Annotated in this window: 11 protein-coding genes; 5 read left to right on the top strand and 6 right to left on the bottom strand. The window is 59.8% G+C overall.

Features of this window, described 5'->3' with window-relative positions; genetic code table 11:
• From Q0526_RS14710 to Q0526_RS14695, 4 genes are all read right to left on the bottom strand, one after another.
• Positions 1–282 (bottom strand): hypothetical protein (locus Q0526_RS14710; RefSeq protein ID WP_298735134.1); only part of this gene is annotated, 282 nt, incomplete at its 3' end.
• A gap of 300 nt (positions 283–582) precedes the next feature.
• Complete coding sequence (gene tsaA / locus Q0526_RS14705; RefSeq protein ID WP_298735132.1) at positions 583–1,266, bottom strand: tRNA (N6-threonylcarbamoyladenosine(37)-N6)-methyltransferase TrmO; 684 nt, start codon at positions 1,264–1,266, stop codon at positions 583–585.
• 21 nt (positions 1,267–1,287) lie between these two features.
• The gene (locus Q0526_RS14700) at positions 1,288–1,740 is read right to left on the bottom strand and encodes a hypothetical protein (protein ID WP_298735129.1); all 453 of its coding nucleotides are present in this window, start codon (positions 1,738–1,740) and stop codon (positions 1,288–1,290) included.
• Positions 1,733–2,125 (bottom strand): helix-turn-helix transcriptional regulator, encoded by a 393-nt coding sequence (locus tag Q0526_RS14695; RefSeq protein WP_298735126.1) that lies wholly within the window; start codon positions 2,123–2,125, stop codon positions 1,733–1,735. The genes Q0526_RS14700 and Q0526_RS14695 overlap by 8 nt, the downstream gene beginning before the upstream one ends.
• Positions 2,126–2,258: 133 nt before the next feature.
• Here Q0526_RS14695 and Q0526_RS14690 point away from each other — a divergent pair, with 133 nt between their 5' ends.
• The 5 genes from Q0526_RS14690 (at position 2,259) to Q0526_RS14670 (ending at position 6,934) form a co-directional block, all read left to right on the top strand.
• On the top strand, positions 2,259–2,561 hold the full coding sequence (locus Q0526_RS14690; protein ID WP_298735123.1) for a hypothetical protein: 303 nt from the start codon (positions 2,259–2,261) through the stop codon (positions 2,559–2,561).
• Positions 2,562–2,576: 15 nt separating this feature from the next.
• Positions 2,577–2,744 carry a hypothetical protein gene (locus Q0526_RS14685; RefSeq protein ID WP_298735121.1) on the top strand — a complete coding sequence of 56 codons (168 nt, stop codon included), beginning with the start codon at positions 2,577–2,579 and terminating at the stop codon, positions 2,742–2,744.
• Between the two features lie 409 nt (positions 2,745–3,153).
• On the top strand, positions 3,154–3,975 hold the full coding sequence (locus tag Q0526_RS14680) for an ABC transporter ATP-binding protein (RefSeq protein ID WP_298735118.1): 822 nt from the start codon (positions 3,154–3,156) through the stop codon (positions 3,973–3,975).
• Between the two features lie 72 nt (positions 3,976–4,047).
• Entirely contained in the window at positions 4,048–5,535 is a 1,488-nt protein-coding gene (locus Q0526_RS14675) for a hypothetical protein (protein ID WP_298735116.1), read from the top strand.
• On the top strand, positions 5,522–6,934 hold the full coding sequence (locus Q0526_RS14670; RefSeq protein ID WP_298735112.1) for an ABC transporter permease: 1,413 nt from the start codon (positions 5,522–5,524) through the stop codon (positions 6,932–6,934). The genes Q0526_RS14675 and Q0526_RS14670 overlap by 14 nt, the downstream gene beginning before the upstream one ends.
• Positions 6,935–7,245: 311 nt before the next feature.
• On the opposite strand, the gene gyrA is transcribed toward Q0526_RS14670, so the two are convergent.
• On the bottom strand, positions 7,246–9,804 hold the full coding sequence (gyrA, locus tag Q0526_RS14665) for a DNA gyrase subunit A (protein ID WP_298735110.1): 2,559 nt from the start codon (positions 9,802–9,804) through the stop codon (positions 7,246–7,248).
• Between the two features lie 70 nt (positions 9,805–9,874).
• On the bottom strand, positions 9,875–11,863 hold the full coding sequence (gene gyrB, locus Q0526_RS14660) for a DNA topoisomerase (ATP-hydrolyzing) subunit B (protein ID WP_298735108.1): 1,989 nt from the start codon (positions 11,861–11,863) through the stop codon (positions 9,875–9,877).
• Positions 11,864–12,399: the final 536 nt, after the last annotated feature.

Raw genomic sequence — 12,399 nt, 5'->3', positions numbered from 1 at the left:
GATCATCAGCAGCAGGCCCTGGGATGCGGTGAAGGTGGTGGTGATGGCACCGGTACCAAGGGCACCGTGCACAGCACCGGCAGCACCGGCTTCGGACTCCATCTCGACGACCTTAACCTGGTTGCCGAAGATGTTCTTCAGGCCGGCAGCGCTCCACTGGTCCACCGTATCAGCCATGGGGCTGGACGGAGTGATGGGGTAGATGGCAGCCACATCGGTGAACGCATAGGCTACGTGCGCCGCAGCGGTATTGCCGTCCATAGACTGTTTTGCTCTGGGCATTTTTCTTCCTCCATTTTCAAGAGTAGTTTTGCAGTTCTGCACGGTTTTACCCGCACAGGCCCACGCCTAGCCGGCCGTGTGCCTGTGTTTTGCCCCGGGCGCACAGCTAGAAAGACGCTTTTGCATAGCTTTATTGTACCAAAAAGGAACCTGATTCGTAAAGGGTTTTTGTTTAGAATGTTGCACAGATTTTTGCGGCGGATGTGTGCATTTTGACTATTTTTCTACAAACCTTGCAAAATGCACAATTTTGCAGTCCGAAATATGACACGGTTTGCCAAATATCCCGGGGGCTGCGATCTACAAAATTTCCCGTACCTGCAAGGTTTGTCCGTCCACCGTGAACCGCACCTTGTTCGTCCCAAAGTCCAGCGTGTAGACCCGCTGGGGGTCGTGCTGATAGGCCGGTCTGGGGTCGTTTTGCAGCACCCCCAGCAGCGCCGCCTGTTTTTCTTTGGGCAGTTTGGCCAAAAAAGCGGGGTCACATTCTACCTTTAGCCCATAGTGGGCGGTGGCGTCCGCAAAGCCGCCCCGAGCCTCGGGGTGGGCGTCCACATAGGGCAGGTAGGGCTTGATGTCGTAAATCGGCGTGCCGTCCAGCAGGTCCGCCCCTTTCACCAACAGGTCGCCGTCCTCGATGCCCGCCAGTTCCACGCAGCTAAGCCCCAAGGCGTTGGGCCGGTAGGGGCTGCGGGTGGCAAACACCCCCCGCCGCGCATTGCCCCCCAACCGGGGCGGCCGCACGGTGGGCCGCCACCGCTTGCCGGCGGCATACTCCGCCGCCACGGTGGAAAACTGCCAGATCAGCCACAGATGGCTGTACCCTTCCAGCCCCACCAAGGCGTGGGGGTCCCGGTAGTCCGGCTCAAAGACGATGCGGGCCGTCAGTTCCGGCACAAGGCCGCTCTGCCGGGGAATGCCGAACTTGTCGGGAAAGTCGGTGCGGATGTGGGCGATGGGAAGAATAGTATAGGCTTCAGACATGGATGGGGTCCTTTCGATGGGTCACGAGGCCGCCGAGTCGGCGGCATGTTTCTCCTCGTTGAGCTTCATGACCAGTTCCAACTGCTCTTCGGCAGTGAGGTCGGTGCCGCTGAAATCATAGTAGGTGGTCTCGGTGTTGACGATGAGCACCCCCTTGGTGGCTACATAAAAGGCCACAATGGCCGCCAGCACCGCGATCACCACCCCCACGGCGATCCAGCAGCGGCGGTTGGCGCGCCGGGCAGACTGCCGCCAGCGTTCCACCACCTCGGGGGGTTGGCTGTCCAAAAAGTCCCGGGCGGCCTGCTCCGCCGTGCCGCCCAACTGTTCCGCCACCGGGGCAAAGCCGTCCTCGGGGCTGCTTAAATCCCGCACTGCCCCCGCCACATAGCGGGCAAAGGCGTCCCGGGCTTCAGCCCCGGGCAGGGCGGAAGCTGCCTGCCGCACAAACCGTTTTTGTTTCTGCTCAAACATCCTGCGATTCCTCTCCGTACAGGGCGCCGTCCCGGGCCAACAACCCGTCCAGCGCCGCCGTCAGCGTCCGGTATTCGGCATAGAGCTGCTCGTAGTAGACCTGCCCCGCCGCCGTGATGCCCAGATAGATCCGCGCCCGGCCGTCCTCGATGCGTTTTTCCGCTTCCTCGATACAGCCCGACGCCTGCAGCCGGTAGACCGCCAGATACAGGGTGTTGTAGGTCAGCACCCCCGCCGTCAGACGCTGCACTTCCTGCGCCATTTCGTAGACATACATGGGCCGCTGACGCAGCATGAATAAGACCAACATCTCGGTGGTGGTCTTTTTGAATGCATCCCGCATCCCTTGCGGCGTACCGCCTTTTTCTCTTCGTTCTGCTTTCATAGCGCTGCCCATTTCTGTAAAGGTTTTCAGTATCACGATACCATACCGAGGGCAATAGTCAATAGTTTTTATTGACAAATATAAAAAGGTTTGCTATCCTAAAGATACCTTATATAAGAAGGAGCGATGTTCCATGAAAAAGCAGGGTTTGTTCCGCGGTGTGGCAGCGGCAGGGCTGTTGGCAGCGGCGCTGTTGGCGGGGTGCGGGGCCCAGCCCGAAGCGGACGCCGAAACCACCGCCCAAACGGTTTTGGAGGCGGTGTATAGCTGCGAGGCAGGGGACAGCGCGTCCTTTGAAACGGCACTGGCCGAGAGCGTCACCGACGAGGCATCGCTGAACGAATACTGGACCCAGCGGCTGGGGGCGCACTTTACTGAGGAAGGGCTGAGTACCCTGACGGCCAACCGGGTGCCTACCCGGGTGCTGACCACCTGACCGGATACCGCCGTGGTGGTGGAATCGGTAGCGCTGGAGGAAGCCTATTCCAACACCGACACCCAAGCCAACTACACCTATACGGTGACGGCCAGCCCGGAAGGCATTACCCCGGTGACCTTTACCGGCGAGATCGGCCTGACCCTGACCGACGACGGCTGGCAGGTCAGCCGCATGGAGTGACCTACTTTCTTTGCCTACTTTCTTTGCAAAGAAAGTAGGCAAAGAAACTCCAAAAAAACTCCAAAAAGAAACTCCGATAAAAGCAGGGAAAAAATCTCAAAAAAATTCCAAACCAACAGGCATGGCCGCAGGACCGTACCTGTTCTCTTTTACAGGGAAAGAGGGGAGAGACCCCCTGACAAAATGCCGAAATGCTTCCCCTTGGGCGCCGAAATCTTGTTGCAATGTAACTTTTTTGCAAGATTTTGCAACCCATCGAAGGGTTGCCTCGTTTGTATAGACAAAGGCGCCGCAAATCCCGCCGTTATGGGGTTTGCGGTGCCGCAAAAATTTACATGGGACGGCCTTTTCTTTCCTGTCGAAGTATGGTAGAATAAGGCCAATACACGCTTGGAAAGGGGGCAGATGTTTGGCACCCATCATCCGCACCGAAAAACTGCGCAAAGTCTACGCCGTGGGCAAAGAAAAGGTCGTGGCCCTGAACGACGTGGACCTCTCCATCGAGAAAGGGGAGTTCTGCTGTATCGTGGGCCAATCGGGCAGCGGCAAAAGTACGCTGCTGAATATGCTGGCCGGGCTGGAAAAACCCACCCGGGGCAAGGTGTTCATCGGCAAGCACGAGATCAGCGCCATGACCGAGACCGAACTGGCCCGGTTCCGGCAGGCCCATCTGGGGTTCATCTTCCAGAGTTACAACCTGCTGCCCACCATGACCGCTGCCGAAAATGTAGCCTTACCCCTGATGTTCAAAGGGGTGGACAAAAAGACCCGCATGAAGCTGGCCCGCAAGGAACTGAAAAACATGGGCTTGCTGGGCCGGGCCAACCACCTGCCCACCGAGATGAGCGGCGGCCAGCAGCAGCGCGTCGGCATTGCCCGGGCCTTTGTCAGCAACCCCAAGGTCATTTTTGCCGACGAACCCACCGGCAACTTGGACTCGATGACCAGTAAGCAGGTCTTGTACCGTATGCTGGAACTGTCCAAGACCCAGCAGGTCACCTTCGTCATGGTCACCCACGAACCGGAACTGGCCCAATGTGCCGACCGCATCGTTACCATTCTGGACGGCAAGGTCCAGTCCAGCGTGGTGCAGGACGACGAAACCAAACAAAAGTACCGGGATGAACTGTTTGCCGATTTGGACGGCAACCTGAACATTGGCGGCGACGCCAGCAAAGAAAAAACCGGGAAAGACAAGCAAACGCCCCAACCCACCCAAGCCAAGGCCTAACCCCCACGGCTTATCTGCCCATCGAAATCGCTACGGCGGGCCGCTGCCTGCCGAAAAACTGGAGGTCTTATCTTGAAACGTATCCTGTCCCTGATTGCCCTGCTGGCCTTGGTGTCGGCGCTTGGCATGCCGGTGGTCCATGCGGAGGATGCCGCTTCCGACAGCACCGCTTCTTCCGGCACCACCGATACCCCCACGCCTACTCCCACGCCGGACAACACCACGCCCCCCACTTCGGACGGGGTCTATGTGGTGGGCTACACCGTCACCGACACCGCCGGCGGCGAGATCACCACCGTGGATGTGGGCGACCATGTAAACGTCGTTTTGCAGGTGGTGGACCATTCCTCGGCCCGGTATGCCGTCCGGCCGGAGGACATCACCGCCCGCATCAGCTCCTCGGTGTTCCAGTACACCGGCATCGGCGAGATCGGCCAGTTGTTTGACAACAACGACGACCCCAACACCGAACGCCTGAAGCGGGTGCGCAACGGGCAGGCCACCGAAGAAGAAAAGGCCGCCAACGCCTACTACAACTATTACAGCTATGTGCTGCTCTTCCGGGATGTGATCTACAACGGCGGCGGCAACACCCTGCCCATCAACCTGACCTATCTGGATACCACCAAGCCCATGCAGCAGTTCAGCGTTTCCATCGGCCAGTGCGTGGACAAGGACCAGACCACCTCTCCCAATTTGCTGGTCCGTTCCTCCAGCTACGGCGACGGCCCCGTGGTAGCCGGTGAGGAGTTCACCCTCTCGCTGGGCGTCTACGCCACCGCCGGCAACGAGGACCTGTCCGATGTCATCGTTTCGCTGACCATGCCGGAAAACGTTTCTCTGGCCAGCGGCAGCCTCTCCAACTATATCGGCAGCCTTTCCCCTGAATCCATCCGGGAAGTCACCTTCCCGGTCCTGCCCTCCTCCGGCTTTACCGGCACCGTGGCCGACATCACCGTGAACCTCACGGGCATCGGGGCCATCTCCGGCAAGACCGTCACGGGCACCACCTCCATCTCGATCCCCATCAGCCAGCCCGACCGCTTCGAGGTGGGCCAGCTTCAGGTGCCCTCCAGCGTGGTGCTGGGCGAAACGGCCAGCGTTTCCCTGAGCTACGTCAACAAGGGCAAAAACCCCATTTCCAATCTGGAAGCCCGGCTGTCCGGCACCAATCTGGGCGCCGGCGGCTACCAGTACTTAGGCAACCTCAACGCCGGCACCGAGGGCAGCGTGGACTTTGACCTGACGCCCGACGCCGCCGGTGCGGTGACCGGTACCATCACGCTGAGCTACGAGGACGCCAGCGGCGAAGCCCGCACCATCACCAAGGATTTCTCCACCACCGTGGAAGAGATGATGTACGACCCGTCCATCACGGACCCCACCATCGATGAGATGCAGCCCCAAACCACCGGCATGCCGGTCTGGGGCTGGGTGCTCATCGTTGCCTGCGGCGCGGTGGTCGTCGTGGTGGTCGTAGTCGTCATCAAGCGTAAGAAAAAGAAGAAGGCCATGGCTCTGGCCGCTCTGGAAGCTGAGGACAGCGATGAAGATCTCTGATGAAATCGCCCTGAGCGCCCGCAACTTGACCCGCCGCAAGGGCCGCACCGCCCTGACGCTCATCGGCGTGGTCATCGGCACCTGCATGGTGGTGCTGATGATCTCGCTGGGCATTGCCCAAAGCCAAGCCAACGACGAGATGCTGCAAAGCTGGGGCGATCTGACCCAGATTCAGGTCTACGGCGGCGGCATGGCAGTGGGCGCAGACGGAAAGGCGCTCAAACTGGACGACGCAGCCATCGAAAGTTTTAAAAAGTTGGACCATGTTCTGGCCGCAACGGCGTATGTTTCGGCCTATTCCTTGCAGGGCAGCGTCAACGCCGGCACCAATGACCGGTACGTGATGGATCTGGGTTCCCTGACCGGCGTGGACCCCGCCGCGCTGGAACCCATGGGATTCCAGCTTTCCTCGGGGCGCTGGCCCGACACCGGCCCCGCCAACAAAAAAGCCACCAAATTGCAGGTGCTGGTGGGGGATTACACCGGCTACAATTTCTATGATTCCCGCAAAAGCGAAACCAGCCCCAACCGGTACCGCTGGCAGGGCATGGTGGACGCCCAGGGCAACCCGGTAGAACCCTTCGTCAATGTGGACAAGGACAAGATGACCTTGACCATCAAAACGGGGGAGGGGTCCACCGAAAAGACCCAGACCTGGGACTTGGAAGTGGTGGGACACATCCAGCAGGACGCCAGCAAAGGCTGGTGGACCCAGAGCAACATCATCCTGCGCACCCAGGACCTGAAGATGATCGAGGAAGCCTATTATAAGATGGCGAAGATCACCAACAACAACACCTCCTACGATCAGGTCTATGTGAAAGTGGATGAGCTGGAAAACGTGGCCGACGTAGAGAAGGCCATCCATGACTTGGGATTCGAGAACACCTACTCGATGAACCAGCAGCGGGAAGAGATGCAAAAGCAGGTGGTCCGCAGCCAGATGATCTTTGGCGGCGTGGCGGCTGTATCGCTGTTGGTAGCGGCCATCAACATCATCAATACCATGACGATGGCCATTTATGAACGGACCCGAGAAATCGGCGTCATGAAGGTGCTGGGGTGTGAACTGAACAACATCCGCACCATGTTCTTGATGGAAAGTTCCTGCATCGGCTTCATCGGCGGTGTGGTGGGCGTGGCCATCAGTTTGCTGGTCAGTTTCGTGCTCAACCATCTGTCGTTGATCCTCTCGGTGTTCGGGCAGACCATCGACCTGTCCGGCCTGATGGGCGGCGGCATGTATTACGGCGGTATGTCCAGCACCATCTCGATCATCCCGCCTTGGCTGATGCTGGCGGCTCTGGTCTTTGCCACGCTGGTGGGCCTTGTGTCGGGTATCCTGCCCGCTAACAATGCCGTCAAGATCAGCGCCCTGGAAGCCATCCGCCACGACTGATTGTCTGTCTGTTGTTCCTTCTTTGCAAAGAAGGAACCGAAGAAACTCTAACGAAAAATCCCCCGCAGGGTAGTAACCCTGCGGGGGATTTTTTATGAGAGTTCTTTTGGTTCTTTTCCGGGTGCAGCGGGTCAGACAACGGTACCGGAATGCTCGCTGCCGGGCACAGCCGCAAGGAAGGAGGGGGCAGCCATACTGTATGTATGGCAAGCCCGAGTGACACAGCAGATGTGCTCCGGCAGCAGAGCAGAACGGTGCCGGGGAGCTGGCACCGCTGCGCCCGAAGCAAGAAAAGAACAGCAAAAAATCAATTACTCGTCGTCGGGCACGTCGGCGCGTTCGGCGGCCTCGATGGCAGCCAGTTCCTCGGCGGAGGGTTCGGCGTCGTCACCGGCCTCGACTTCCACCTTGGCGGTCTCGGCGTCGTTGTCCCGGTCTACCCGGGCCACCATGGCTACCTTATCGCCCTCGGTCAGGCGCATGACCCGCACACCGCTGCCGTAGCGGCTCTGCACATTGATGTCCGACGCATGGATGCGGATGAGGATACCGTTGGCGCTGATGAGGATCAGGTCGTCGGTCTCGTCCACGATCTTGATGCCCGCTACGCCGCCCTTGGCGTAGTTGCGGATGCCCAGACCGCCCCGCTTGGTGATGCGGTAATCATCGATGCGGCTGCGGCGGCCCTTGCCATCCTCGGTGATGGTGAGTACCGTGGCGCCGGGACGGCAGACGCCTGCCCCCACCACATAGTCGCCTTCCCGCAGGCGGATGACCCGCACGCCGTGGCCGGTACGGCCCATAGACCGGGCGCCCGACTCGGTAAAGTGGATGGCAGCACCGTCATGGGTGGCCACGATGATCTCATCGTTGCCGCCGGTCAGGTGGCTCCACACCAAGCTGTCGCCTTCGTTCAGGCCCAGCGCGATCAAGCCCGCCTTACGGATGTTGCGGAACTGGGACAGCGGCGTACGCTTGATGAGGCCCTGCCGGGTCACCATCGTCAGATAGGTGTTGTCCTCGTCAGCCTTGGCGCTCTGCTGAAGCATCAGAGTGACCTTTTCGCCCTCCTGCAACTGCAGCAGGTTCACGATATGGCTGCCCTTGGCGGTGCGGCTGCCCTCCGGCACCTGATAACCTTTCAGCCGGTAGACGCGGCCCTGATCGGTCATGAAGAGCATATAGTCATGGGTGGACCCCACGAACAACTCCTCGGTAAAGTCGTCGTCCTTCTGGGTCATGCCCTGCACGCCCCGGCCGCCGCGGTTCTGGGCCTGATAGGTGTCCAGCGCCGTCCGCTTGATGTAGCCTTCGTGGGTCAGGGTAAAGACGCAGGTCTCCTCGGGGATCAGGTCCTCGATGTCCACCTCGCCGGATACCGCCTCGATGGAGGTGCGGCGCTCGTCGCCGTACTTCTCCGCCAAAGCGTTCAGGTCGGTCTTGACGATCCGCTTAACATGCTCATCGTTGGACAGGATGTCCTTGTAATCGGCAATGGCTTTGCGCAGTTCGTCCAATTCCTGCTCGATCTTGAGGATTTCCAGACCGGCCAGACGGCCCAACTGCAGCTTGACGATGGCGTCAGCCTGCGGCTCGTCGAAGTCGAACCGCTCCATGACCGCCTGCCGGGCTTCGGCAAAGCCGCCCTTGCAGGCACGGATGGTGGCGATGATCTCGTCCACGATGTCCACGGCCTTGCGCAAGCCTTCCAGAATATGTTCCCGCTCCTGCGCCTTGCGCAGATCGAAGGCGGTGCGGCGGCGGATGACTTCCATCTGGAACTCGATGTAGCGTTCCATGACGGTTTTCAGGCTCATGATCTTGGGCACGCCGTCGTCCAGCGCCAACATGATGACACCCACGGTGTCCTGCAACTGGGTGTAGCGGTAGAGCTGATTCAGCACCACCTGAGGGTTGGCGTCCTTCTTGATCTCGACGACGATCTTCATGCCGGTACGGCTGGAGGATTCGTCGTTCAGGTCGGAGATGCCCTCGATGCGCTTCTCCTTGACCAAGTCGCCGATGGATTCCAGCAGGCGGGTCTTGTTGACCATGTAGGGGATCTCGGTGATGAGGATCTCATACCGGCCGTTCTTCTTCTCGACGATCTCAGCACGGCCCCGCAGGGTGATCTTGCCGCGGCCGGTGGCGTAGGCCGCCCGAATACCCGACCGGCCCATGATGATGCCGCCGGTGGGGAAGTCGGGGCCTTTGATGTATTCCATCAGGCCCGCCAAATCGATGTCGGGGTTGTCCATCAGGGCCGACATACCGGCCACCACTTCCCGCAGGTTGTGGGGCGGAATGTTGGTGGCCATACCGACGGCAATGCCCTGACTGCCGTTGACCAGCAGGTTGGGGAACCGGCTGGGCAGCACGTGGGGTTCCTTCTTGGTTTCATCGAAGTTGGGGTCCCAGTCGATGGTGTCCTTCTCGATGTCGGTGAGCATCTCACAGGCGATTTTGGACATGCGGGCCTCGGTATAACGGTAAGCAGCCGGGGGGTCGCCGTCCACCGAACCAAAGTTGCCTTGGCCGTCTACCAGCGGATACCGCAGGCTGAAATCCTGTGCCAGACGCACCATGGCGTCATACACGGAGGCGTCGCCGTGGGGATGGTAGGAGCCCAACACCGCACCGACGGTATCGGCGGATTTACGGTAGGGATGCTGCGGGTCGTTGCCGCGCTCGTGCATGGTGTACAGGATGCGGCGATGAACGGGTTTCAAGCCGTCCCGCACATCGGGCAGCGCGCGGGAGACGATGACCGACATGGAATAGTCCAAGAAGGCCGTTTCGATCTCCTGTTTGACATCGCGCTCAATGACCTTGGTGCCGGACCCCGGCACCATAATGATATTTTCTTCCATTCAGTGTACCACCTTGGAATTGGTTTGGAGTTTCTTCGGTTCCTTCTTTGCAAAGAAGGAACAAAAACCGTCACACGTCCAGATTCGCGAACTTCGCGTTTTTGACGATGAACTGGCGGCGGGGTTCCACCTGCTCGCCCATCAGGATGCTGAAGGCTTCATCGGCGCGCTCGGCGTCCTCGATCTTGATCTGGACAATGACCCGGTTGTCGGGGTTCATGGTGGTCTCCCACAACTGGTCGGGGTTCATTTCGCCCAAACCTTTGTAGCGGCTCACCTTGGCGCCCGGCATCTCGGCCGAAAGCAGCTTCATTTCGTCGTCATTGTAGGCGTACTTGACGGTCTGGCCCTTTTGCAGCTTGAACAGCGGCGGCTGGGCTACATAGACATAGCCGTGCTCGATCAGCGGCCGCATATACCGGAAGAAGAAGGTCAGCATCAGCGTGCAGATGTGAGAACCGTCCACGTCGGCATCGGCCATGATAAAGATTTTGTGGTACCGCACCTTGGAGATGTCGAACTCATCCCCGATGCCGGTGCCCAGCGCCGTGACCACCGGCATGAGCTTGTCGTTGCCGTAGATACGGTCGGCGCGGGCCTTCTCTACGTTGAGCATCTTGCCCCACAAGGGCAGAATGGCCTGAATGTTGGAATCCCGGCCCATCTTGGCCGAGCCGCCTGCAGAATCGCCCTCCACAATAAAGAGTTCGGTCTTGCTGGGGTCTTTTTCGTGGCAGTCCGCCAACTTGCCGGGCATCCGGTTGGATTCCAGCGCGCTCTTGCGGCGCACCAGTTCCCGGGCTCTCTTGGCGGCAGCCCGGGCCCGGGCCGCCTGGGTAGCTTTCTCCAAAATCGCTTTGGCAGCGGCGGGGTTTTCTTCAAAGTATTCGGTCATCGCCTTGTAGACCACGTTGCTGACCAAGCCCTTGATGAAGGTGTTGCCCAGCTTGGCTTTGGTCTGGCCCTCGAACTGGGCTTCCTGCAGCTTCACGCTGATGACCGCAATGATGCCTTCCCGGGCGTCGGGACCGGACAGGTTCTCGTCCTTGTCCTTCAAGATGCCCTTGGCCCGGCCATACTCGTTCAGCACACGGGTCAGGGCCAGCTTAAAGCCCTCCTCGTGGGTGCCGCCTTCCGGCGTATGAACGTTATTGGCAAAGCTCAGCAGCAGTTCGTTGTAGCTGTTGTCGTAGTATTGCAGGGCCACTTCCGCTACGGCGCCCTGTCCCTCGCCCTTCATATACATGACCTGCGGGGTCAGGGGGGTCAGGTCCCGGCGCTCGCACAGGTAGCTGACAAAGGAACGGATACCGCCCTCGTAGCACATCGTTTCGCTGCGGGTGTCGTTCTCGCTGTCCTGCTCGTCGCTGGGACGCTCCGACGCCGGGCGTTCATCGGTAAGGGTGATGCGCACGCCGGCGTTGAGGAAGGCTTCTTCCCGCAGGCGCTTGAGCAGCGTTTCGTAACGATAAACCGTGGTTTCTTGGAACATTTCGGGATCCGGCTTAAAGGTGACCGTGGTGCCGGTGGACGCCGCAGGACCGATCTTCTTCAAGTCGCCGTCCGGTTTGCCCCGCTTGAAGCTCTGCTCGTACTCGGCGCCGTCCCGGCGTACCCGTACGACCAGCCATTCCGACAGGGCGTTGACCACCGACGCACCCACGCCGTGCAGACCGCCCGCCACCTTGTAGCCGGAATCCTCGCCGCCGAACTTGCCGCCGGCATGCAGCACCGTGTAGACAACGGTGACCGCCGGAATGCCCAACTTGGGCTGGATGTCCACGGGGATGCCGCGGCCATTGTCCGATACTTCGATGATGTTGCCCGGCTTGATGGTGACTTCGATATGGGTACAATACCCGGCCAGCGCTTCGTCGATGGAGTTATCGACGATCTCGTAGACCAAGTGGTGCAGACCGGAAGGTCCGGTGGAACCGATATACATGCCGGGGCGTTTGCGCACCGCCTCCAGGCCTTCCAGAACCTGGATCTGCGCGCCGCCGTAGGCGTGGTCGGTCGCCGTCTCGCGGTTGGATTCGGTGATGATTTCTTCTGCCATGAAGTGATTGCCTCCTGTTTGGGTGAGGGTTCGGATAGAAAATATATAGAAAAATGGGAAGGTCGTTGTGGACCCGGCAGGTTTGCGCTGCCGGGGGGTGTTCCTTTTTGAGTGACCAAAGTTAGGAAATTCGCCCAATGGCCCCGGTTCCGGGGCCGTGTATTTCGGAACCAACGCTTCGCGTTGGTTTTTGCATCGCGCTTGATTCTGTGGGCGCGATTGCGGGGCGTGGCCCCGCAGGCAAAATCGCCTGAAGAGACTGTTTTTCCTGCCGTTTTGGCGGTGCTCCACTTCTGATTCGGGGGTGCCCGAACCCCCGTACTGGGGTATCGGAGCTACCAGCGGCAAAATTTCCAGTCACCACTCCACCTTTTCGGTGCGCTTTTTCAGCGCCGCGGGGGAGAGGGGGCTTAGATACACCGTTTCGTCGGGGAAATCGGTGAGCAAAAAGCTCTTGGGCAGGGTGCCGGGGGGACACAGGTCCACCACGGCGCCCTCCGCTTCGGCTTTATGAAAGTATTCCTCGGTGCGGCGGG

The sequence above is a fragment of the uncultured Subdoligranulum sp. genome, from assembly GCF_937890665.1.
This window is presented reverse-complemented; position numbering and strand designations above follow the sequence as displayed.

What these genes read in the sequence shown, in the direction of transcription:
- gyrB (WP_298735108.1), bottom strand. Translation starts at nt 11,863, where the DNA reads ATGGCAGAAGAAATCATCACCGAATCCAACCGCGAGACGGCGACCGAC.
- gyrA (WP_298735110.1), bottom strand. Translation starts at nt 9,804, where the DNA reads ATGGAAGAAAATATCATTATGGTGCCGGGGTCCGGCACCAAGGTCATT.
- Q0526_RS14700 (WP_298735129.1), bottom strand. Translation starts at nt 1,740, where the DNA reads ATGTTTGAGCAGAAACAAAAACGGTTTGTGCGGCAGGCAGCTTCCGCC.
- Q0526_RS14695 (WP_298735126.1), bottom strand. Translation starts at nt 2,125, where the DNA reads ATGAAAGCAGAACGAAGAGAAAAAGGCGGTACGCCGCAAGGGATGCGG.
- Q0526_RS14690 (WP_298735123.1), top strand. Translation starts at nt 2,259, where the DNA reads ATGAAAAAGCAGGGTTTGTTCCGCGGTGTGGCAGCGGCAGGGCTGTTG.
- tsaA (WP_298735132.1), bottom strand. Translation starts at nt 1,266, where the DNA reads ATGTCTGAAGCCTATACTATTCTTCCCATCGCCCACATCCGCACCGAC.
- Q0526_RS14670 (WP_298735112.1), top strand. Translation starts at nt 5,522, where the DNA reads ATGAAGATCTCTGATGAAATCGCCCTGAGCGCCCGCAACTTGACCCGC.